The organism is Variovorax sp. PCZ-1, assembly GCF_018413605.1.
Lineage (GTDB): Bacteria > Pseudomonadota > Gammaproteobacteria > Burkholderiales > Burkholderiaceae_C > JANMDU01.
In genome coordinates this window covers 495,034-516,843 of record NZ_JAHCDN010000002.1, presented here as the reverse complement: position 1 = coordinate 516,843, position 21,810 = coordinate 495,034, and the positions used below count along the sequence as shown (strand labels likewise).

Here is a 21,810-nt window from a genome sequence, read left to right as displayed (position 1 = left end):
TATCTTCCATTATTGGATTTTTTTTGCTGCAAAAGTAGGGCCTCTTGCAGCAGTTCCGAAATATCTCTCGACGCTCAACATATATCCATCGGGTAGCTTCAAAGGCGAAATATAGTTAATGTTAGAAGCGGAAAAAGATGATCCCGGTGCGCGCGCGGAAAATGAGACGGATCTTTCAGTCGGCTGTCCGGAGAAGCAATACAAGTAGGGGGTGCCTGAGGAGCCACTCTTGAGGTCTCCGTGACAAGAATCTAGCAAAAATTGCTCTACAACGAGTGTCCCCCCCTTAGAGGTCAATCGAATTCTTGGCACACCATCCTGCAAATCAAGAGTAACTTCATCAAAGTTCGCTGAGACACCACGAACCTCTCCCACAACATAACGACCCACGAATTTAGGCACAAGTTCAGCTGCTTCGCGGAAATACTTTACGCCTTTAACTTCAGAGCTAGGTGAAGGCGGGTTACTTACACAAGACGCTAGTACTACCGCACTCATGGCGAATAGGACTTTAGAAAATCGTAACAACATCAATTTATCCCTTAAATATCAAACAACAAACGAGCAGGATCTTCTAGCGCCTCTTTCATCGCCACCAAGCCCAGCACGGCTTCGCGGCCGTCAATGATTCGGTGGTCGTAGCTCATGGCGAGGTAGTTGATGGGGCGCACGACGACGACACCGTTTTCGACCACGGCGCGGTCTTTGGTGGCGTGCACGCCGAGGATGGCGGATTGCGGTGGGTTGATGATCGGGGTGGACAGCATGGAGCCGAACACGCCGCCATTGGAAATCGAGAACGTGCCGCCCGTCATCTCTTCGATGCCGAGTTTGCCGTCTTTGGCTTTTTGGCCGTATTCAGCGATTTTCTTTTCGATATCGGCAAAGCTCATTTGATCGGCGTTGCGCAAGATAGGCACAACGAGGCCACGCGGGCTGCCGACGGCGATGCCGATGTCAAAGTAGCCGTGATAGACGATATCGTTGCCATCGACCGATGCATTGAGCACAGGATATTTTTTCAGCGCATGCACAGCGGCTTTAACGAAGAAGCTCATGAAACCGATCTTGGTGCCATGCTCTTTCTCGAATTTCTCTTGGAAGCGCTTGCGCATTTCCATCACGGGCGCCATGTTGACTTCGTTGAAGGTTGTCAAGATAGCGTTGCTCGATTGCGATTGCAGCAAACGCTCAGCCACGCGAGCACGCAAGCGGCTCATGGGCACGCGCTGCTCTGGGCGGCCTGCGAGCTGGGCGGCGAGGCTGCCTGCGGGAGCGGCGACTTGCGCGAGCGCGGCGGTAGGCACGCCTGTGGGCACAGCCACTGGCGCGGCGGCTACTGGCTTAGCGCCGCCTGCAACTGCGGCGAGCACGTCGCCTTTAGTGACGCGGCCATCTTTGCCTGAGCCTGCGACTGAGCCAGCAGCCAAGCTGTTATCGGCCATGATCTTGGCAGCAGCGGGCATGGCCACACCAGCCATCGAACCACCTGTTGCGGCAGCAGCTGCAATTGGAGCGGCTGCAGGCGCAGAGGCTGGTGCAGCAGCAGGAGCTGCGGCGGAAGCTTTGCCATCGGTATCAATCTTGCCGATCACTTGATCAGACACCACAGTGCCACCGCTATCGACCACATAAGCACCCATCACGCCCGCCTGAGGCGCAGGCACTTCGAGCACGACTTTATCGGTCTCGATCTCGATCAAAATTTCATCTTGCGCCACAGCTTCGCCGGGCTTCTTTTTCCATTGCAACAAGGTGGCCTCGGCCACGGATTCGGAGAGTTGCGGGACTTTGATTTCTACGATTGCCATTTTTATTTCCTAAATTTTGAGGAAGAGATTTTTTGAACGCAGAGGACGCGAAGGTTACGCAGAGGTCGCAAAAGAGAATTCAAAATAAAACAAAAGGAATGCCTGTTTTGGGTACATACACTTTTCTGTTTTCTTTTGCGTCTTCTGCGAAATCTTCGCGTCCTCTGCGCTCCTGTCTTGAATTGTTTACTTGGTTAACACAAAGCCCTTGAGCTTCGCAAACGCTGCATCAGTCAGCGCCTTTTGTTGCTCTTGGTGCAGATGCGCATAACCAGCCGCCGGTGAAGCAGAAGCTGCACGCCCTGCGTAGCCGAGCTTTTGACCCTCAAGCATGTTCTCGTGGATGTAATGCTGCACGAAGAACCATGCGCCTTGGTTTTGTGGCTCGTCTTGGCACCACACGATATCCGTCGCACCGGGATACTTTTTGATCTCGGCTGCAAAGGCTTTGTGGGGGAAGGGATAGAGCTGCTCAACGCGGATGATGGCCGTGTCGTCATGGCCTTTTTCCTCGCGCTTCTTCACCAAGTCGTAATACACCTTGCCAGAGCAGGCGATGATGCGCTTGACCTTCTTCGCGTCAATGGCTTTCTGCTCGGGAATCACGGTTTGGAAACCGCCTTTGGTGAACTCAGATAGTGGCGAAGTGGCATCCTTGTTACGCAGCAAAGATTTCGGCGTCATGATCACCAGTGGCTTGCGCAGATCGCGCACCATCTGGCGACGCAGCACGTGGAAGATCTGGCTGGCTGTAGTGGGCTGCACGATTTGCATGTTCGTGTCTGCCGCCAATTGCATGAAGCGCTCCAGGCGCGCCGAGCTGTGCTCAGGGCCTTGGCCTTCGTAGCCGTGAGGCAGCATGAGCGTGATGCCGTTCACACGGCCCCACTTGACTTCACCCGAGGCGATGAACTGGTCAATCACCACTTGCGCGCCGTTGGCGAAATCGCCGAACTGCGCTTCCCAGATCACGAGCGTGTTGGGCTCATTGGATGCATAGCCGTATTCAAAAGCGAGCACGGCCTCTTCAGACAGCAGCGAATCAATCACCACGAAAGGGGCTTGACCATCGGCCACGTTTTGCAGTGGGATGTAGGTGCCTTCGTCAAACTTTTCACGGTTCTGATCGTGAATCACGGCATGGCGGTGCGTGAAGGTGCCGCGGCCGCAATCTTCACCCGAGAGGCGCACGGCATAGCCGCTGGCCACGAGTGATGCAAAAGCCATGTGCTCGCCCATGCCCCAATCCACATTGACTTCGCCGCGTGCCATGGCTGCGCGATCGTCATAGACTTTTTTCACAAGCATGTGTGGCGTGATCGTTGCAGGAATCGTGGTGAGCTTTTCGCCCAAGCGCTTCCACTCAGCCATCGGGATGGCTGTGTCGCCAGCGTCCGTCCATTTCTTGCCGAGGAAGGGGCTCCAGTCCACCGCATACTTGCTCTTGAAATTAGAGATGGTGATGTTTTCGGTGTGTTGGCCAGCGTCCATTGCGGCGCGATAGGCTTTGGCCATATCGTCGCCCAGCGTTGCGCCCATACCTTGGGTAGCGAGCTTGTCGGCGTAGAGCTTGCGCGTACCGGGGTGCTGCGCAATCTTCTTGTACATCAGCGGCTGCGTGAGCGCTGGGGTGTCTTGCTCGTTGTGGCCGAGTTTACGGAAGCAGATGATGTCGATCACCACATCTTTGTTGAAATGCTGGCGGTATTCCAGCGCCCATTGCGTGCAAAGCACCACAGCTTCTGGATCGTCGCCGTTCACATGCAACACCGGCGCTTCGATCATCTTCACCACATCGGAGCAATACAGCGTGGAGCGGGTATCGCGCGGGTCAGAAGTAGTAAAACCGATCTGATTGTTGATAACGATATGCACTGTGCCGCCCGTGTAGTAACCACGGGTTTGCGCGAGCGCAAGGGTTTCCATCACCACGCCTTGACCGGCAAATGCGGCATCGCCATGCACGAGCACGGGCAACACTTGGTCGCCCTCTTTATCACCACGGCGATCCATGCGAGCGCGCACGCTGCCTTCGACCACGGGGTTGACGATTTCGAGGTGAGATGGGTTGAACGCGAGCGTCAGATGCAAGGGGCCGCCGGGGGTCGTCACGTCAGATGAGAAACCTTGGTGATACTTCACATCGCCCGATGGCAAATCTTCAGGGGCGGTGTGATCAAACTCAGCGAACAAATCTTTGGGCATCTTGCCCAGGGTGTTGACCAGCACATTCAAGCGGCCACGGTGAGCCATGCCGATCACCATTTCTTGCACGCCTGCTGCGCCGGCTTTTTGCACCAGCTCATCCATCGACGCAATGAAGCTTTCGCCGCCTTCGAGCGAGAAGCGTTTTTGGCCGACGTATTTGGTGTGCAGATAACGCTCTAGGCCTTCAGCAGCGGTGAGGTTTTGCAGAATGTTCTTCTTCTCTTCTGCATTGAATGCGGGCTTGGCGCGCACGCTTTCCATCTTCTGCTGCCACCAGCGCTTCTCATCTTGGCTCGTGGCGTACATATATTCCGCGCCAATCGTGCCGCAATAGGTTTCGCGCAGCGCATTGAGCAGCTCGCGCAGGCTCATTTGCTCTTTGCCGAAATAAGTGTTGGAGGTGTTGAACACGGTTTCCATGTCGGCATCGGTGAAGCCGTAGAAAGCGGGGTCAAGATCGGGAATATTGTCGCGCTCGGTGCGCTGCAACGGGTCTAAATTTGCCCAGCGCGCGCCGACGTTGCGGTAGGCTGCGATGAGCTGCTGTGCGGCGGTGCGCTTTTTGCCCATTTCATTGTCTGCATTGGCTTGTACGGTGCGCGTTGCGCCCTGCTTTGCCAATTCGGTGAAAGCGTTGATAACGGGCAGGTGAGCCACGTCTTTGGCGGCTGTGCCGTCGGATGCGGGCACGTGCTGGAGCGCGTCGAAATAGCTGCGCCAGTTGTCGGGCACGGAGCCGGGGTTGGCGAGATAGTTTTCGTAGAGTTCTTCGACATAGGGCGCATTGCCGCCGAAGAGATAGCTGTTGCTACCGTAGGCTTGGTAGACCGATGCTGACATTGTGTTGCTGCCTCCGCTCTCCTTGGGAGAGCATTAGTTGGTTAGTAAACCTTCCGCGACACGGCTGAACCGATTAGCGGATGCATTTGGCGTGGAAGGGCCGTGAATACAAACAGTATTGTGACAGGTTTGACAGGTATTGGATACAACACTCTAAAACCGCTATGCCTTGCTTGCATGAGCTGTTGCTTGATCATTGCCCTCTTTTATTTCTTTCTTGACAGAAATAAAAGACAAGATCACAATTCATTCAAGAAAGCTGCAAACCATGACCCTGAGCCAAACTTCCGAGCAATTCATCCTCCATTGGGGTGAAATGGGAACGCGCTGGGGCGTGAACCGCACAGTAGCTCAGATCCATGCTCTGCTCTACCTGCATGGCAAACCTCTTCCCGCCGATGAGATCGCCGAGACGCTGAATGTAGCGCGCAGCAATGTGAGTAATAGCTTACGTGAGCTGCAATCCTGGAATCTGATCAAGATGGTGCATGTGATGGGCGACAGGCGTGATCATTTTGAAGCCAGCACCGATATCTGGGAGCTTTCGCGTACGGTGGTGCGCGAGCGTAAAGAGCGCGAAATCATGCCCACGATTCATATGTTGCGCAATTTACTGGCGCAACCTGAGATCATGATTGATGGCGTGGAACGAGCCAACCGCATCCGCGAAATGCTGGTGTTTTTAGAGACGATGAGTGGCTGGAGCGATGAGATGCTGCGGTTGGATACCGAAACGCTGACCAAAGTGCTCAAGTTAGGCGCAAAGATTCAAAAGCTGATTCGCGGTGATGCTGATGCACCTCCACAAGACGCTGCAGCGCAGCATTCCACCGCGGCGAGCATGATTGGCCCCTGAAACCACACACCTCATTCACCTCCCTTTTTTTGATCTTTTATTTCTGTTTAGACAGAAATTACTGGAATAAAAATGAAATCTCTCACTACACTCAGCCTTCCAAGCTTCAACACGAAACTGCTGTTAATCCGCTTCAATCGCATGCTGGCTTGGGCGCTGCTGATTTCGCCCGCAGTGCAAATCATGGTGGGCACTGGGTTTTTGCGAGGCTTGGTTTTTGATCTCGTGCTGCTTCTTATTCATGCCCTGTTGTCTCTCATTGTGTTTGGCACTCCACGTGCCGCCAGTTTTCGCAATCAGCACACGCTGAGGCGCTTCTTTGGCGGCGATCGCGCTTTGGTGCTTGGGCGTGATCGATTTTTACTTGATGCATGGCGCATCCTGATCAGCTTGCTCAATCCTTGGGTCATGGGGATGCTTGCTTATGCGGTGACGTTTGCAGCCGCGTTTGTCAACATCATTGGCCTTCTGTTTCTGCCTTTGATCTCTGCCCTGCTCTATTTCAACCTCCTGCTGCCCGCCAGCATCTTGCGTCATGTGCGCGATGCCAGCAGCTACGCCTACAGGCGCTGGCGCCTCTCTCCCACCGAAGCACGATGGCTCGGCTGGGCAACCATGTGGGTGTTTGTGGTGCTGAGCTTCGTGAATCTTGTTAAAGGGCTTTGGCTATGAATGCACGAACTTATCCCCTCGCTCTGCGGCACGAGTGCGCTGGCAAATTATCTGCTTTGTCTCACGAAAGGAGATCATCATGAAAATTGTTGTATTTGGCGGCGCAGGCTTGCTTGGCAGCGCCATCGTAGGCGAGCTGCGCAGCCATGGGCATAGCGTGATCACTGCGGGGCGTAGCGGCTGTGACAAACAAGTTGATTTTCGCTCTGCGCACAGCGCTGAAGATTTCGCACCTCTGGTGGAAGACGCGGATGTGGTCATCAATGCTGTGGGCATCTTGATCGAACGCGGCGATGAGCGATTTGATACCGTTCACGTAGCCGCGCCGCGCGCATTGTTTGAAGCTTGCGCGCAGGCGCATGTAGCGCGCGTGGTGCACATTTCCGCGCTGGGCACTCGCACAGCAGAGCCTGTTGTAGGCCGCTATATGGCGAGCAAACGTGCGGCAGAAGCTGCTTTGATTGAGACTATGGCGAACAGCCGTGGGGACGCTGTGATCGTTCGGCCTTCGTTGTTGATGAGCGCAAGCAGCCCTTCGACCCAATTGTTTCAATGGCTCGCACGCCTGCCCATCATCACCCTGCCCGGCTTGCTGAGCCCCGGTCATGCAAGACTCGCGCCCATGCTCTGCGCTGACGCAGCCGCTGCTATCTGCCGCATTTGCGAGCATCCTAAAGCCCTGCATCGCGCCATCGAGCTCGCTGGTCCGCAGGAGTTGAGCTACCGAGAATTCCTCGCGCAACTGCGCAGCTCGCAAGGCCTGGACTCAGCGCTCTGGCTGCCCCTGCCCTGGGCATTGTTGCGCTGGATGGCAAAACTCGCTGAATTCTTCCCACAGAAAGTCATCAGCAGCGATGGGATGCGCCTGCTGAAAGCGGGCCTCACCGCTGAGCGCAACGAAGCACTGTATTGGTTACGCTGCATGCCAAAACCAGTGATAGCCGGCATAGCACCTGCGTAAGCAGCTATTGATTTAATAGCAAATGAGCCATCATGAGAATCATCAATATTCACAGCCGCCATATCAACGCACCGGCCACGCAAATCTGGCCGCTTCTGCTCACTTTAGGGAGCACCAACGATCTCGTTTGGCCGCATGAGGACTGGCCGCGTATGAAGCTCGATCGCCCTATGCAGGCTGGCGCAGTGGGTGGCCATGGCCCGATTCATTACCGCGTGAGCATCTGCGAGCCAAGCCAGCAAATTCGCTTTGAATTCATTCAGGGCAGTGTAGGTTTTCATGAAGTCATCTTGAGAGACACCGCAAACGGCTGCCTGTTGACTCACACCATTGATACCCGCCCGGAGCTCGGCTTTTTCTTCAAGTGGCATTTCATCATCCGATTCATGCATGACGCTGTGATTGAAGACCTGTTTGATAAGCTACAAGCCCACATCGAGCCGCTACCCAAGCGCAGCCGCTGGACGGCCTATGTCAAGCTGCTGCGGACCCTTGCCGGAGGATCGACCCAGTCCCGCCTGCTAGCCTAAAGAGTGATTTTCCGGCTATAATCATGGGCTTAGCTGCTTTCGAGCAGGTAACTAGACCGCTGAAATGACGTCCGAAAAGATGGAATTGGCAGCGAGGTGCGGCGGGAGCCGTTAATTTTGAAGCTTAGGAGTGCTCTATGGCACGCGTATGTGATGTAACGGGCAAGAAGCCCATGGTCGGAAACAATGTTTCCCACGCCAACAATAAAACCAAGCGCCGGTTCATGCCGAACCTGCAATACCGTCGTTTCTTCGTCGAGAGCGAAAACAAGTGGGTGCGTCTGCGCGTGACCAACGCTGCGCTGCGCCTGATCGACAAAAACGGCATTGATGCTGTGCTCGCAGACCTGCGCGCACGTGGCCAAGCTTAAGGAGTAGCGGAACATGGCAAGCAAAGGCGGACGCGAAAAAATCAAGCTGGAGTCCACAGCAAACACCGGTCACTTCTACACGACCACGAAAAACAAGAAAACCATGCCCGAGAAAATGCTGATCATGAAATTTGATCCAAAAGCTCGCAAGCATGTGGAATACAAAGAAGTTAAGCTGAAGTAAGCTCTTCTTTCTTCCTCAAGAAGCCGCCCTGTTGCACGACTTGGCGGCTTTTGTTTTGTGGGTTGCATTTCGGCTGAGTTCATTGGCGCTCGACTGTTTGACGCGAGCCGCTCGCCTACTGCGTGACGTGCCCGAAAAAGCCGAGGACTGTCTTTTTCAGAGCGCTGTGCATAGTTTCCCAAGCTGCTGATCATTTGTGGCGATGATTGCGTGATTGGCCGCGCCCGACCGAGACAGTCTTCGTTTTTTCAGACCCATCACACAGCGGGTGTGGATGCTTAGCGCATCGTTGCTTACTATTATTTCTATAGCTGCTCGCGCAATAAATACGCCGGCGAACTGCCTCAAACGCTTTATTTTTGCTGCAAAAGCTCATCTAGCGGGACATGCCGATACACATCCGCTTGCCCACCGCGAAACGCAATTCGGGTCTCCACATTTGCACCCAAACGCTGCGCCACCGCATGCGAAGCTGCATTGTCTGTAGCAATCACGCTTACCGCTGTCTTCCACCCAAAGTCTACATACGCAGCCTGCAATGCACGTCGCGCCGCCTCAGTCGCATAGCCTTTGCCGTGCTGCCCCGGAATCAAAGCCCAAGAAATCTCCGGCTCAGGAAAGCCTTCAGGAAACCACATACCGCACAGCCCCACAAACGCGCCAGAGTCCTTCGCCTCCAGCGCCCAGGGCCCATACCCGCGCAATACCCAATGCCCCGAATACACCGCAAACTTCCGCCAAGCCTCCTCACGCGAGCACGGCCCCCCATAAGGGCGCGAGACCTCTGATGCAAAGAATTGCGCCATGGGCTCGAAATCTGCCGGCTTAAATGGCCTGAGCAGTAAGCGATTGGATTCAAAGCTGGGGATGTTGAGCATGCAATCATTATCAGCGCAGCGTGCGAAGCCTTACAATGGAGGAGACGGGCCTTCCCGCATGGTGAAGCGGCCAACCGGGTCAGGTGGGGAACCAAGCAGCCCTAACTGTAGAGTCAGTGCCGGGGTCAAGGCTCGTCACCTTTTTTGAGAAGCGTCTGTACTTGTCGTGCAGACGCTTTTTTCTGGTTTCAATCCTGCGGCAACCAATCGGCCAGCAAAGAAATATCTTTTTGCAGCCACATGGCAGAGGTGGCATTGGCTGATGAGGAGCTGCTCGCAGCTTGGGCTGCCAGTTGTCGCATCCAGATTTGATCCAAAGAGCCATCGGCAGTTCTGCGCGAGAAAATGAGTTCGAGCATGCGCTTGGCTTGAAGATGGCCGAGATCCGCAGCTTGACGGTAATACAAAACAGCTTGCGAGTAATTAGCAGGCATGCCTGTGCCCACATGATGGCGCACGGCCGTATCGTAGATGGCTTGCCCAGGCGCAGCAACTGGGCTGATGGGAGCAAGCGCTGGGAACACGACAGCGGCTTGCTGCTGCGGCATTTGCGATAGCAAGTTGTAATTTCGTGCCGCAGCTTGGCTACCGCGCTGAGCGGCCTGCTCGAAGCTGCGAAGCGCGGCGCGATGTTGACCGACTGCAACTTGCTGCAAACCTTGTTCGTTGAGGGCAACAGGATCTAGCAAACGAACCGCCTCTTGCAACAGGGCTTGCAGACGCGCGCGCGAAGCATTTGTATTGGCATTTGCGTTTTGAGCTACTGCGAATTGTTCTAAGCTTGCCCATTCGAGCAGCTTGGCTTTTGCTGGCTCGCGAGCGCGTGTGCGTTCAATCCACAACTCCACGGCTCGGCGATCGGGTGTTCCGTAGCAACCCAACAAATGGCATAGCGCCACAGCCGCAGGCGCTTGTGGATCGCTGCGTGCGAAGGCGAGCATGAAAGCTTGGCCAGCTTGCTTGAGATCCTGCGGGCCTTGCAAACCATGCAGGCGTTGTAATCCGAGTTGGATCTGCGCTGATACGCGCTTACTCGATGCAGCGACAACTTTGCCAGACTTGACGGCATCTGCAGAAGACTGCGTCGTTGTTAATTGTGCTTTGTTGCCTTCGATGAGGTTGATCGAATCAGGCGCATAGCGCAAATTGCCTTGCGTGATTTCTACAGGTGCGGGTTGTGTGAGCACCAAGCCCGCTTGTAGGCTGCCTACAAAGCCGATCAACAAGCAGCTGAGCAAGGGTGCCACCAAGCCTTGCCCATTCTTGATGGCTGAAATTTGGAATAGCAGCTTCAGACTTGGCATAAGTTCTCCCTTGCTGCACAGCAGTTTATTCGTCTCGGCGCGATGCAACAACAGTCTGCCTCGCATCATTTGCAGCAGATTTTTCCAAAGCTTGCGGTGTGACAGAGCTAGGCTGTACTGCAGCTAACGGCGCTTTACGCTCTGCAAGATCGGCGCTTGGCAGGGCTGGCTTTTTAACAGCCTGAGCGCTTGCTGTGCTTTGATCAGTAACGAACTGTGCTGTGTTGTCTGCTCGAATCGGAGTGTGCACGGCTAAAGGCATGGGCGTTAGCACAGAGGATGTTGGCGTTGCAGGTGAAGCCGTGGGTGTTGCAGCTGGTGTACTGGGCACGGGTCTGCCAGGAGTTGGTGCGCTGTTTGTAGCGACTGGTGCTCCCTTGCGGCGCACATTCCACTGCACGCCAGCGTCCACCAAGGTCACATCGGCAGCCGTCTCCAAATAAGCTTTCTTGATCTGCTCCAGGCTCACACCTTTGAGCAATTGGAAAGCGCTGCTGGTCATCAAAGGATTCTTATTGTCCAAGAGCAGATCTCGCGGATGCGCAATACACATGACGCGCTCATTACCAGGATCAGTCGCTTCGATATAAAAACCAGGATTGGGGTTCATCCAATCAGGCAAGCGGATGGCGCGGTTGGCCTGCGTCAGGCTGTGGCGATGGGTGATATTGGGATAGATACGCATCGTGGCACCGAGCGCATCTTCGTAGTAGCACCACATGTGCGCCGTTTGCGCGAGTACGGCCGACATGAACAATTGCTCACCGATTTCAAACGAGGTGGCCATGCGGTTGTTAGGCGTGGGCAGGTTTTCAATCTTCATCTCGATACGATTGGCCTGTGCTGCAGCATCGATAGGTTTATTGCTCACAGTGTCAGGCAGCAAGCTGGCGACAACATCAGTGACCGCTTTCGGGATTTCAATCGAAGTCAGCGCATCACGGATCTTGGCCAGAGCTGGGGTCTGGCGCTGCTCCCAGCCAATGCGAACGAATTGACCCTTTGTATCGATGTTGACGTAATCGCGCATCAAGCGCTCATACATTTCGAAGCTGATTTGGCCATGCGCTACGATATCTTGATCGGCTTGGAAGCGAACGATCGCTTGTTTGAGCTGCGGCCCTTCCACATCAGGGCTGGCCAAATAGCCGCGCGAATGAAGCATGGCTTGCACACTCTTTTGCATTTGCTCAGGCGATTCGCCGCGATACCAATCCATCAGCGTACGCTGAAAATCAGGATGCGTTTGATCCAGCGAAAGGCATTGCCAATAAGGTACGCGCGACCATTTGCCCACCAGTTCAATCACACCAAGCTCCACCAGCGTGCGCGCAGCGCCCGAGGTGCCTTGGCTGAATTCTTTGCCCACATTGAATTGCACACCGTATTTGCCAATACGCCCTGCCACATCCAGCCCCCAGCCGGCGTTGGTGATGGCAACTTCATTGGCAGAATCCACTCCCGGAATGAGCGTACGTGTGCGAAATTCACCCAGATGCAATTCCAATCCAATCAGCGTGCCATTGCGATTGCGGCTGTACCCTGTTTCCAATCGGCTTGCGGATGTGCCGACATCCGCATCATTGCTGGCCACATTCACATCAGCAAATGAAATCGCGCCAGACACATAGAGCGCGGGTCTTTGCAATTGCAATTGATTGGCGCCCAAGAGCAAAGTGGTGAGGTTTTGTACTGTGTCTTGGCGAACCAAATCCACTTCATAGTCCACATAGCGGAAAGCGCTGCTGGTGCGCGACATTTGCGATAGCGCTGTGATGATCATTTCTTTGGTCGCTACCGTCACCTTGCCCGAAGGATCGGGGATGTTTTTACTCGTTATTAACGTGGTGGGCATGCGCATATCGCGCAGCAAACGATCCATGCATCCCAATGCAACCGAGTAGCTGGAAAAGGAGCGTGAGGGTTGGGACAGCGGGCGGTTAAGAGGAGCGAGCTGTGAAGCGAATTGCGCATCCGCCGCGTCTGGGCGATACGGTACGGCGCATCCGGCCAGAGCTACAGCTGCAACAGCGCAAGCTACCGCAAAAAAACGTTTATTTTTCATGATGAGCCCCGAATACAGGGTGAATACAAAGTACAGCCGATGAGCTGTGGTTCAGATGCGGCCTAGAGAACCAGCGTGGAGCGATCCGGCAGATCGTTCAGCGACAGATATTGACCATGTCGCCGCGCAGCACAACGATTTGGTCTTGCACACGCGACCCCAACCTTCCCGCGCCTGAGCCACTGCTGTTGGTGTTGCTTGCTACATCTTGAATGCAAGTTTTGTTAAAGCCTGCTGATTCGATTTGTTGTTCGATATTAAGTGGATCAATCAGGGATTCAGCTTTGTTGCTGGCTACAGCGGTGTAGCGTGCAATTTTCGCCTTCAATCCGATAGGTATGTCTTGGCGCTCACTCAATCCTTTGCCCGCACGCTCAGCCGCGCCGCCACCGCCTTGATTTGCAGGCACTTTGGTGATGGTGATCGTATCCTGCCCCGGTGCTTGCGCAAATGCTGACGTGCATAGCGCCATCATCCAAGCCATCATGACCGCGCAAAGCCTCAGCGGCAAGACCTTCATGGCAGTTTGTGTTCTCATGATGACGACTCCTAACTAGACGATGAATATTTGAAACCTGACGCTGCAAAGTACAAAGATTCGACTTTGCAAAACCTGGCATGCGTCTTATCGTGTTGCCATTGCCTTGGCAATGACAACAGATAAGTAGCGCATGCTAGGGTTGCCTATGAATTACTGGCAGGTGTCGCAGCCGTTGTTAGAAGCGATGTTCTGAACTGCTTTGGTTTTGTGGCCAGATGCCAAGTTGCCCACATAGCTGTTCTTGATCATGCTGACTTGTGTGGAAGTGTCATTGATTTTGACGTTGCCCACATTGCTGGAGATGTTCTGGGAGGCAGAGGTGTCGCTTCCAGTGGCCTTGTTGGACACGGAAGAGTTCTTCACCAAGGTCACTTGGATCTGGTCATCATTGACCTGAACCTTGCCCGAGTTAGAAGAAATGTTTTGCTTAGCGTCGGTTTTGTTGCCGGTGGCACTGTTGGTGACCGAAGAGTTCTTCACAGCGAAGACTTGCAGCGAATCGTCGTTGATCATTGGGCCAGATGAAGAAGAGCTGCTAGGGCCGCTATGAGCGAACGCCATGCCAGAAGTTGCCAAGAGTGCGATGAGTGCGAGTTTTTTCATGATGATTCCAATCTAAGTAAGGTTGTTGAAGATCCGTCTTGAAACCCTCAAGCCGGCATGATCCGCACATTCACAGTTTTTATTCTTGACCGCGTTTGCGCTGACCATGGATGAAGTGTCTATCGCCGACACAACTCTCACAATCGTTCAAGCGCACTAATCATTTTTGCCAGTTTTTGTTACAAGCGCATGCAATCACAATTAACTTATTGATTCCAAAACAAAAAAAACTAGTTAATTATTCATTCATGAATGTATCTAAATGTATTAAATGAAATAATTTAATTTACGAAAACTCCTCTTATTTTCGCAAAGCTGATGCTTTTTTATATCTAAAGTGGTCATTTTTCACATTTCCAATCGATTTTTAGCACTAAATTATTATTTTTATAGCTTCTTTGCACGTCGAAACCAGTGGATGACAACTCGGACACGATTAAGCACAATTGCTACATCCGATCGACGGTTCGTAAACAGTTGCAAATCACAACAGCGTCAAGTAGTAAGCAAATTGCCTCAAATAAAACAATTCGCAGCACGAGAAACCATGGGTGATCAGAGGGAAGTCAAAGGAAAACGCTCAGCCAGCAATGCACTTCACCTTGCATTGCGCTTGGGCTCAAAAGCAGTCGCAAATCTGCGCGGCTCGTCTTCGTCTGCGCCTGACTCAACACAGATGGATTCCGCTCATTCAACATCGAATGAGATGGGCTCAGAGATTGAATCGCTGTTTCGTCAACACCCTGATCTCTTTCGCGATGCCTCTCAAATGCCGACCGTCTGGAGCGATCCTGAGCGCGAAGTTGGCGCAGCTTCCGTACGCACGCTTCTCGTGCGCGATCAGCATGCCACTGCATTGCTGCGCGAGCATCTGCTCAGTGATAAGCGCTTGTTTCTCTGCGCCGTGGCTGATCGCTTAGGCGATGCTTGCCGCAAAATTCGCCAAGAAAGCTATCAAGTGATCGTGCTTGCCATGGAAGAGCATCTACACGACATGATTCCCTTGCTGGATTTGATGCACAACTTCAATCCGCGTGCCAAAGCCGTTGCAGTACTCAATCGAGATGTCAGCAAGCAATTGCAGCAAATGCTTCACCCCAAAGTCATGGGTTACGTGGCAGCAGAAGATGCAGCAGCGCATTTAGCCGATGCAGTGCTAGAGGTTGCTCAAGGCAAATTTACCGCATCACCCGCCATTTCAGATGTGGTGATGCAACTGACGTCCCAATACTTAGCTTCGCGCCCCTCCCCCATCAGCAAGCCTGCGCAATTGACTGCGGCAGGTGCGCATGAAGCGAATGATTCAGGCCACAGCCCGATGGACTCTAACTTTGGCTCGGCTTCAATACCCTCACCTGCTTCGGGATATGGTACTTCGGTGTTTGGTTCATCCAGTTTTGTGCCTTCGAATTTCAGCAGTTTCTCGGGCTTTGGCGTCTCGGCGAGTCAGCCGCGCCCCGCGCTTCAATCGCTTTCGGAGCGCGAGGGAGAAATTTTGCAACTGATCGCGGGTGGTTTGAGCAGCGCGGATATTGGCCAAGAGCTGGCGATTTCTGTACCAACAGTCAACACGCACATCCGTAATATTTTCACCAAGCTCAATGTGCGCACCCGTGCGCAGGCCATCCACACAGGCATCTCGCAAGGCCTGATCATGGTGCAGTAAGCTTAGCCACGCAGCATGGGCGAATCATCGATCAACTGCCCCTGCGCCGTGATAAAGGCAGCTTTCACGTCTTGCTGAAATTGCGCTGCAACGGCGCGTCTGTAGCGCTGTAACTGCTCGCGCAAAGCTGGCTGCAGCTGTGGCTGAAGGGCAGATTTGTAGTCAATCACCCACCAGGTTTGCGTCGCGGTGTGTTTGACGAGTCGATCCAAGCGCAGGAGTTGGCCTTCATACAAAATTTCGGCTTCATTGGCTTGCCAATCGATTTGATTCTCGTCCCAAACCCAAGCAGCCTCGCCTTGAATGATCGTTTGCGCTGCCTTGAGGGCTTGCGCTGATTGCTCTTGATCCAGGTTCAGGCTGCGAGTGAGGGCGGGGAGCAATATTGTCAAATTTACATCGCCGCGGTACAGCTCCAACAAGCGGTGCATGGCGATACCGATACGGGCTGATGCGCTCAGCTCAGCCGTTGACAGCTCTTCATTTACTCCTGAATTCATAGCTGCCTGCGCAGATTCTACGCCGGCGAAAGCCATTTTCTTCGTCAAAAAAGAAGCTGTAGCGGATGTGAGATCACTCTGAGAAGCAGGTGCTGCAAAATCGCCATGCCACACCTCTTCTACAGCTTGCTCATCCGCTTGCGCGAGCGCATCCAAGCGCATCCATGGGCAAAGCGGATCAGCTGCTTTATTCATCTCATGGCCGCAGAAGACGAGTTGCTGTTTGGCGCGCGTCATGGCGACGTAGAGCGCATTGATCTCCTCGCGGGCGCGTTGCTCGCGCTCTTGGATAAGCGCCTCACGCACGCACGCTGGCGCGCTGCTCTCGCTGCGCAGGAAGGCAAATATTTGCGGCGCTTTTGCGCGGCCTGGCCAATCCACGAGCACTTCCAGCGGCTTAGGATTCTTCGCCACAGTGCAGGTATCGAGCAGAAGCACGGTATGCGCTTCCAAGCCTTTCGCGCCATGGATCGTCATGAGGCGCACGGCGCTGGGGTTAGCGGCTTGAGGGGTTTTGAGATGCGCTTTTTTCAGATGGCGCACCCAGTCATGCGGTGTGAGGAAACGGCCGCTTTTCGTCTCCAATGCGGCATGCAGCAGGGCTTGCAGGCTCAGCTGCACGCGGCCTCTGAGCGGCGCGGGAGTTGCGGCCATGAAGCACTCGACGAGTGCATAAGTGTCGTAAATATTGCTCAGCGCATCATGGGGCGGAAGGGTTTGCAGCCAGTGCTGCATTTGGCTGATTTTTTGAGCTGTTTTTGAAGCGAAATGGGCATTTCGGCGGCACAGATACTGCGCGAAGTGCTCTTGATTTAATAGCAAATTGAGCCAACTCCGCCCTATTCCTTCTTCGCTTCTGGCAGCTTGCGCAAGGTCTATCAAATCATCATCGCTCCATGCAAAGAGCGGTGATTTGAGAGCGCGAGCCAGCGCCAGATTGTTGGATGGCGTAACGAGGGCATCGAGCAGCGCCACCACATCTTGCACTTCGGGCTGATCAATCAGTGGCGTTTTTTCGGCGATTTGGCTGGCGATACCCAAAGCACGCAGGGCATCGCGCATGCGCGAGAGGCGATCGCGTTGGCGGGCAAGCACCATGATGTCTTGGCTTGCTACGCCGCCCGCGATTTGCGCAGCGAGCCAGCGAGCGGCGAGTTCGCATTCAGTATCTACTGCGTGCTCTTCGGGATCATCGCGCGGCTCGGTGAGCGTATCTCGCCAGATCAGCTCGGTGCTGGCTTCAAGCTTTTCAACACGCGGTACCAGCGGCAGACGCAACACGCGGCCTGCTTCGCTGCTTTCTGTGGTGTGGATGCGGAAGTCATAGGGCAATTCCGTGCTAGCTTGCGTCATCAGCGCGTTCACCGCGTTCATCACGCCCTGCGCATTGCGCCTTGTGTGATCGCAAGCGAGCAGCGTGCCGCCGAGGCCTTCGCAAACAAAGCGAGTGGCCGCTTCAAACACCTGCGGCTCAGCGCGACGAAAGCGGTAGATGCTTTGCTTGGCATCACCGACGATGAAGACGCTTGGCGCAGCACTGCCTGCACCCGCGTAACCCGAAAGCCAAGTTTGCAGCGCCTGCCATTGCAGCGGATTCGTATCTTGAAACTCATCGATCAGCAAATGCTTGATCTGCGCATCCAGGCGCTGCTGCACCCAGCCAGACAGCGCATCGTCACTCAGCAAATGCAGCGCTGCGCGCTCCAGATCACCCATATCCACCCAACCGCGCTCGCGCTTCACCTCGGCGAAGCAGGCATTCATGGCGCGGCAGAGCGTGGCCATGCGCTGCTGATGCTGCCAGGCAGCATGCTGCTGCTGCGCTTGGCTCACACTCACGCACAGCTCTTGCGCAGCGCGGATCTCATCGATGCCTGCCATCTTGTCGGAAAATTTACGCGGCTCATCTTTTTGCGTGAGCAAGCAAATGGGCACGCTGGCCCATGCATCATTGCCCAAAGCTTCCAGTAGCTCCACACCTTTAGCGGCATAGGTTTTTTGCGTCGCGGCAGCGAGGAGTTTTGCGGCGCTTAGCAACTGCAGCTTTTCTTGTGCAAATTTTTGCAGCGGATCATCAAAGCCCGCAAACGCAGGAAACACCTCCGCCATGGGTCTGATGCTGCGCGAGACAACGCCCGCCTTGTCTGCCAACTCAAATTCCACACGCTTGGCTAGCGCATTCTCCAGCGCTGTTTGTACACCCCAGCGCCCGACTTCTTGTACAGCTTCTCGATACACCTGGTGCAAAGCTACATCTTTCAGCAGTAGCGCATGAAATCGCGGCCAAAGTTCATCAACCGCTTGTTCATCATCCTCAAGCAATTCATAGGGCGAAGGCAGACCAAGACTTTGAAGCACAGCCAATGGCGCACTGCGCAGGAGCTGCGCAAACCAACTGTGAAAGGTGCGGATTTGTACACTGCGCGGGTTATGCAGCGTCTTTTGATATAAATTTGATAGCAGCTCGCGCAGATTCTTCGCCGGCGAACGAGCGATTTCGCTTGAAATTCCTCGAATCACCAACTCATTCACCAGCTTGGCATCATCTGCGCTGGAAAACTCAAACAGCCACTCTTGCAGCCGCTCACGCATCTCACCAGCAGCTTTCTTCGTGAACGTGATAGCCAAAATTTCTTGCGGCTCGCTGCCTGCGAGCAAAGCGCGCACGATACGTGAAACAAGCATCCACGTCTTGCCCGCGCCTGCGCACGCTTGCACAACGATGGGGCGCTGTGGATCGCAAGCGGCGGCATAGAAGGCCTCGCGCGAGCAAGGCTGGCCGTTCATGGCGTAAGCTGCAATTTCACTCATGAGCTTGCCCAAAAATCTTTTCTGCAGAGCCCACGCGCTGCGCAATACTCGCAAGCCATACCTTCGCCCATTGCCGGCAGCGCATGGCCATTGCGCATTCTTTGCGCATCATCAGCCAAGCCAGCGAGCAACATCGGCACAGCTTCCTTCACTTGTGGTTGAGGGATCAAATCTGTCGCCTTCTCGCCCACGGCCAGATAGGCTGCATTCACCTCTTCTTTGCCAAGCAAAGCAGCATAGAAAGTGAGTTGCGTATCTTCCAGCGGATCGGCCACGCGCTTTTTGAGTGATTGGCTGCTCTCGGTTTTGTAATCCATCACGAAATGCTCACTGGCACCAGAGCCTGCGAGTAAATCAACCCGATCCAAACGGCCTTGCAGTTTCAAGCCATCTTCAGTTTCTAGCTCAAGAGACGTTTCACTGCTTTCAAAACGCCAGCCCTGCGCCTCATGCTCTGATAACCATAGCAAATAACTGTCTCTCAAGCGCGGCCATGAGGCAGCAAAAGGCACGAAGCCTGGGTCTTGTGCAAGAGACTTTGATTCCTCCGAAGCGCAAGCATCGAGCAATTCAGCATCTTTCTGAGCATCCGTCTCGCGCGGCCTTCTCTCATGAAACGCACCCAGCACCGCATGCAACCAAGCACCGAAATCGCGTTTGGAGATTTCTTCGTCCAGCTCTTTGGCTTCGCTGAGTTTGAGCAATCGCAGCGCGAAGAAACGATAAGGACAGGCGCGTGCATCGGCATAGCTGCTGGCCGAGAAGCTGCGTGGCATGAGACGGCTGGCCTCGCCTATGCTCGGTGCAGGCATGTGCACAGGCTGTGCATCTATGCTTTTTTCTTCGCGTGGATCATCACTTTCGTGCCACGGATGCTTTGCTTGCCAAGCTTGCAGCAAGGGGCTGGGCTGCAACACTTCATCGCCCTGTGCTTGCATGAAAAGTACATCAACATGAGGCGCTTGCATCGCCCAAGCCCACACATCTGTCTGCTCATTCGCTAGAGCCTCGCGCGCTGGCAAGCCCAGCGCCTCGCGCTGACCGCGCGTCCACATGCCCGCAGGCTCAGGCGCAAGAGGCAAGCGCTGCGCATCACAGCCAGCGAGCACAGCCGCTCCAAAAGGCCGCGCCGCCATTTGTGCCAGAGGCAGGATCACGACTTGAGCCTCTTGCAACGGAGAAGGCGGCTTGAAGCTCGCGCCTTCGAGCGCCGTTTGCACCCAGGTGCTGAATTCTGAGAGGCTCATACGCGAAGCATCACTTTGCACAATCGCGCTCGATTCATCATTCAAATGCAAGGCTTGCAGCATCTGCGCACCAGCGGCATCGTCTGTCAATGTTTGCCATTGCCCGCTGATGCGCAAAGCCTGCTGAAGCGCCCAGAGCCATGCAGCAATCGGGCGAGTGCTGCGCAGAGTTTGCAACACAGCAGCAGGCTCATAAGTCACTTCATCCACTATGAATTTGATAGCTGCTCGCGCTTCATTTATGCCGGCGATATCGTGATTTTGCCCTCGAAGCAAGCCCTCTAGATGCTGCACAGCCTGCTCGCTCACACGCGTGTGTTTGAGCCAATCCAGCAGGGCATCGTCTCCACTTAAGGGCATCGCAGCACGCAGCAAACTCATCAGGCTCGCCGCTGATCGCGTCGTCGATAAGCGCCAGCCCGTCTCATCAGACAAGCTCACACCGCGCACATGCAGCATCGCGCTGATGCGCCGCGTGGCCAGCCGGTCAATCGCTGGCAGCGCCACAGGTATACGCCCTGCTTTGATATGCGCGAGCACACAAGCTGCCGCACGCTGCGCCACATCCTCGGCATCTTGCGCTGTATGCACGCTGAATGCGCCCACTGGCGCCTGCGGCAAGTCCAGCCAAACGGCTTCTTGACCGCTGAGTTCAGTCCACCGTGCAGCCAGGGTTTGGGTGAGTGCATTTTCTTGCACGCCACGCACAATGATGAGCTGCTCCACCTCAGCCAAGGCTTGCTTTGTGAGCAAAGCATCGCTTGCATAACTCGACGCCGCAGCCCATTCCAGCGCAATCCTTGCCACCGCAGCCTCGTACACCGCAAACCCCGCCTCGTTACCTTGCGCTATCGCACCCCGTAATCCCTGAGCCCAAGCTGCGCGCTGCTCTGGCAACACGGCAGCAGCAAGAGCTGCCAGCTGCTGCGCCGTCTCCACCAGCAAAGGCGTGAGCACGGCCTGATGCTCGGCCAGGCCCGAGCGTGCGAGCCAATTGCGCGAGCGCAAACTATCCAGCCCTGCATCCAGACTCACATCCCACACATCAGGCTCAAAAGGCGCGATGCGCTGCTGCCAGCTCTTGGTGGTCTCAATCCTGGGCAAAAATCCCGTGCTGGAGGCCTGCGCAGCCTGCCGCAGCAGCGCTTGCAACTGGAAATACGGCAGCAGCACCACGCAACGCGCCGGATGGGCTTTGGTTTGAGCCACAGCCTGGCAAACATTCGCCCACAGCTCAGCCCAGCTATTCGTTTTGGCTATGAACGTCATAGCCTATGCTTGGGCGGCATGGCCGCAAGAAAAAACTTGGTTTCTGTCACAATGCCCACACTGTAATAGCAGTCGGCTCAGTTCGACGATATCTCATCTTCACAAACCCAGCGAGAAAACATCATGGCCAGCGACCTCATTAAACACATCACCGATGCCAGCTTCGAGGCTGACGTCTTGCAAGCCGACAAGCCCGTGCTGGTCGATTTCTGGGCCGAGTGGTGCGGCCCCTGCAAAATGATCGCCCCAGCTCTGGACGAAATGGCCACCGCCTACAACGGTAAGCTACAAATCGCCAAGCTCAATGTGGACGACAACCGCGACATCCCCGGCAAATTCGGCATCCGCGGTATCCCCACCCTCATGATCTTCAACAAAGGCCAACTCGCTGCCACCAAGGTGGGTGCATTGAGCAAAGCCCAGTTGCAAGCGTTTGTGGATCAAACCATCGCTGCTTAAGTTTTCAAGCTGCAAACAACAAAGGCTCCCGCGG

Annotated in this window: 18 protein-coding genes and 1 other RNA gene; 9 read left to right on the top strand and 10 right to left on the bottom strand. The window is 54.7% G+C overall.

The annotated features are described in order from the left end of the window. Positions 1-9: 9 nt before the first annotated feature. The 3 genes from KIH26_RS12585 to KIH26_RS12575 form a co-directional block, all read right to left on the bottom strand. Positions 10-531, bottom strand: a complete 522-nt coding sequence (locus KIH26_RS12585) for a hypothetical protein (RefSeq protein ID WP_213445702.1) — start codon at positions 529-531, stop codon at positions 10-12. An 11-nt stretch (positions 532-542) separates the two neighbouring features. After that, positions 543-1,811 (bottom strand): 2-oxoglutarate dehydrogenase complex dihydrolipoyllysine-residue succinyltransferase, encoded by a 1,269-nt coding sequence (odhB, locus tag KIH26_RS12580; RefSeq protein ID WP_213445700.1) that lies wholly within the window; start codon positions 1,809-1,811, stop codon positions 543-545. A 186-nt stretch (positions 1,812-1,997) separates the two neighbouring features. Then, positions 1,998-4,859, bottom strand: a complete 2,862-nt coding sequence (locus tag KIH26_RS12575) for a 2-oxoglutarate dehydrogenase E1 component (protein WP_213445698.1) — start codon at positions 4,857-4,859, stop codon at positions 1,998-2,000. A 268-nt stretch (positions 4,860-5,127) separates the two neighbouring features. Here KIH26_RS12575 and KIH26_RS12570 point away from each other — a divergent pair, with 268 nt between their 5' ends. From KIH26_RS12570 to rpmG, 6 genes are all read left to right on the top strand, one after another. Next, entirely contained in the window at positions 5,128-5,715 is a 588-nt protein-coding gene (locus KIH26_RS12570; RefSeq protein ID WP_213445696.1) for a GbsR/MarR family transcriptional regulator, read from the top strand. Between the two features lie 72 nt (positions 5,716-5,787). Continuing rightward, positions 5,788-6,387, top strand: a complete 600-nt coding sequence (locus KIH26_RS12565; protein ID WP_213445695.1) for a hypothetical protein — start codon at positions 5,788-5,790, stop codon at positions 6,385-6,387. Positions 6,388-6,466: 79 nt separating this feature from the next. Then, positions 6,467-7,348 carry an NAD-dependent epimerase/dehydratase family protein gene (locus KIH26_RS12560; RefSeq protein WP_213445693.1) on the top strand — a complete coding sequence of 294 codons (882 nt, stop codon included), beginning with the start codon at positions 6,467-6,469 and terminating at the stop codon, positions 7,346-7,348. Between the two features lie 32 nt (positions 7,349-7,380). Further along, positions 7,381-7,878, top strand: a complete 498-nt coding sequence (locus KIH26_RS12555) for an SRPBCC family protein (RefSeq protein ID WP_213445691.1) — start codon at positions 7,381-7,383, stop codon at positions 7,876-7,878. Between the two features lie 137 nt (positions 7,879-8,015). Continuing rightward, positions 8,016-8,249, top strand: coding sequence for a 50S ribosomal protein L28 (rpmB, locus tag KIH26_RS12550; protein ID WP_213445689.1), 234 nt, complete (start codon positions 8,016-8,018; stop codon positions 8,247-8,249). Between the two features lie 13 nt (positions 8,250-8,262). Continuing rightward, positions 8,263-8,433 carry a 50S ribosomal protein L33 gene (gene rpmG, locus KIH26_RS12545; protein WP_213445686.1) on the top strand — a complete coding sequence of 57 codons (171 nt, stop codon included), beginning with the start codon at positions 8,263-8,265 and terminating at the stop codon, positions 8,431-8,433. A 353-nt stretch (positions 8,434-8,786) separates the two neighbouring features. On the opposite strand, the gene KIH26_RS12540 is transcribed toward rpmG, so the two are convergent. Next, positions 8,787-9,311 carry a GNAT family N-acetyltransferase gene (locus KIH26_RS12540; RefSeq protein ID WP_213445684.1) on the bottom strand — a complete coding sequence of 175 codons (525 nt, stop codon included), beginning with the start codon at positions 9,309-9,311 and terminating at the stop codon, positions 8,787-8,789. Positions 9,312-9,354: 43 nt separating this feature from the next. On the opposite strand from KIH26_RS12540, the gene ffs reads away from it, so the two are divergent. After that, positions 9,355-9,451, top strand: an RNA gene (ffs, locus tag KIH26_RS12535) — signal recognition particle sRNA small type. A gap of 48 nt (positions 9,452-9,499) precedes the next feature. On the opposite strand, the gene KIH26_RS12530 is transcribed toward ffs, so the two are convergent. From KIH26_RS12530 to KIH26_RS12515, 4 genes are all read right to left on the bottom strand, one after another. Then, a complete protein-coding gene (locus tag KIH26_RS12530) occupies positions 9,500-10,615 on the bottom strand; it encodes an SEL1-like repeat protein (RefSeq protein WP_213445683.1) in 1,116 nt (371 codons plus the stop codon). Between the two features lie 25 nt (positions 10,616-10,640). Continuing rightward, entirely contained in the window at positions 10,641-12,680 is a 2,040-nt protein-coding gene (locus tag KIH26_RS12525; protein ID WP_213445681.1) for a DUF4384 domain-containing protein, read from the bottom strand. 97 nt (positions 12,681-12,777) lie between these two features. Continuing rightward, complete coding sequence (locus KIH26_RS12520) at positions 12,778-13,218, bottom strand: hypothetical protein (protein ID WP_213445680.1); 441 nt, start codon at positions 13,216-13,218, stop codon at positions 12,778-12,780. A gap of 153 nt (positions 13,219-13,371) precedes the next feature. Further along, entirely contained in the window at positions 13,372-13,824 is a 453-nt protein-coding gene (locus tag KIH26_RS12515; RefSeq protein WP_213445679.1) for a hypothetical protein, read from the bottom strand. Between the two features lie 676 nt (positions 13,825-14,500). On the opposite strand from KIH26_RS12515, the gene KIH26_RS12510 reads away from it, so the two are divergent. After that, positions 14,501-15,490 carry a response regulator transcription factor gene (locus KIH26_RS12510; protein WP_249661186.1) on the top strand — a complete coding sequence of 330 codons (990 nt, stop codon included), beginning with the start codon at positions 14,501-14,503 and terminating at the stop codon, positions 15,488-15,490. Positions 15,491-15,492: 2 nt separating this feature from the next. Here KIH26_RS12510 and KIH26_RS12505 read toward each other — a convergent pair whose 3' ends face one another. Next, complete coding sequence (locus KIH26_RS12505; protein WP_213445678.1) at positions 15,493-18,801, bottom strand: UvrD-helicase domain-containing protein; 3,309 nt, start codon at positions 18,799-18,801, stop codon at positions 15,493-15,495. Beyond that, positions 18,798-21,317, bottom strand: a complete 2,520-nt coding sequence (locus KIH26_RS12500; protein ID WP_213445677.1) for a PD-(D/E)XK nuclease family protein — start codon at positions 21,315-21,317, stop codon at positions 18,798-18,800. The genes KIH26_RS12505 and KIH26_RS12500 overlap by 4 nt, the downstream gene beginning before the upstream one ends. A 123-nt stretch (positions 21,318-21,440) precedes the next feature. Between KIH26_RS12500 and trxA the strand changes: the two genes are divergently transcribed. Further along, positions 21,441-21,776, top strand: coding sequence for a thioredoxin TrxA (trxA, locus tag KIH26_RS12495; RefSeq protein WP_213445676.1), 336 nt, complete (start codon positions 21,441-21,443; stop codon positions 21,774-21,776). Positions 21,777-21,810: the final 34 nt, after the last annotated feature.

Excerpts from the sequence above, each read along its gene's own strand:
- KIH26_RS12570 (WP_213445696.1), top strand. The coding sequence starts at position 5,128 with ATGACCCTGAGCCAAACTTCCGAGCAATTCATCCTCCATTGGGGTGAA.
- KIH26_RS12560 (WP_213445693.1), top strand. The coding sequence starts at position 6,467 with ATGAAAATTGTTGTATTTGGCGGCGCAGGCTTGCTTGGCAGCGCCATC.
- KIH26_RS12505 (WP_213445678.1), bottom strand. The coding sequence starts at position 18,801 with ATGAGTGAAATTGCAGCTTACGCCATGAACGGCCAGCCTTGCTCGCGC.
- KIH26_RS12530 (WP_213445683.1), bottom strand. The coding sequence starts at position 10,615 with ATGCCAAGTCTGAAGCTGCTATTCCAAATTTCAGCCATCAAGAATGGG.
- odhB (WP_213445700.1), bottom strand. The coding sequence starts at position 1,811 with ATGGCAATCGTAGAAATCAAAGTCCCGCAACTCTCCGAATCCGTGGCC.
- rpmG (WP_213445686.1), top strand. The coding sequence starts at position 8,263 with ATGGCAAGCAAAGGCGGACGCGAAAAAATCAAGCTGGAGTCCACAGCA.
- KIH26_RS12510 (WP_249661186.1), top strand. The coding sequence starts at position 14,501 with ATGGATTCCGCTCATTCAACATCGAATGAGATGGGCTCAGAGATTGAA.
- KIH26_RS12525 (WP_213445681.1), bottom strand. The coding sequence starts at position 12,680 with ATGAAAAATAAACGTTTTTTTGCGGTAGCTTGCGCTGTTGCAGCTGTA.
- KIH26_RS12575 (WP_213445698.1), bottom strand. The coding sequence starts at position 4,859 with ATGTCAGCATCGGTCTACCAAGCCTACGGTAGCAACAGCTATCTCTTC.
- KIH26_RS12585 (WP_213445702.1), bottom strand. The coding sequence starts at position 531 with ATGTTGTTACGATTTTCTAAAGTCCTATTCGCCATGAGTGCGGTAGTA.
- KIH26_RS12540 (WP_213445684.1), bottom strand. The coding sequence starts at position 9,311 with ATGCTCAACATCCCCAGCTTTGAATCCAATCGCTTACTGCTCAGGCCA.
- KIH26_RS12500 (WP_213445677.1), bottom strand. The coding sequence starts at position 21,317 with ATGACGTTCATAGCCAAAACGAATAGCTGGGCTGAGCTGTGGGCGAAT.
- KIH26_RS12515 (WP_213445679.1), bottom strand. The coding sequence starts at position 13,824 with ATGAAAAAACTCGCACTCATCGCACTCTTGGCAACTTCTGGCATGGCG.
- rpmB (WP_213445689.1), top strand. The coding sequence starts at position 8,016 with ATGGCACGCGTATGTGATGTAACGGGCAAGAAGCCCATGGTCGGAAAC.
- trxA (WP_213445676.1), top strand. The coding sequence starts at position 21,441 with ATGGCCAGCGACCTCATTAAACACATCACCGATGCCAGCTTCGAGGCT.
- KIH26_RS12555 (WP_213445691.1), top strand. The coding sequence starts at position 7,381 with ATGAGAATCATCAATATTCACAGCCGCCATATCAACGCACCGGCCACG.
- KIH26_RS12565 (WP_213445695.1), top strand. The coding sequence starts at position 5,788 with ATGAAATCTCTCACTACACTCAGCCTTCCAAGCTTCAACACGAAACTG.
- KIH26_RS12520 (WP_213445680.1), bottom strand. The coding sequence starts at position 13,218 with ATGAGAACACAAACTGCCATGAAGGTCTTGCCGCTGAGGCTTTGCGCG.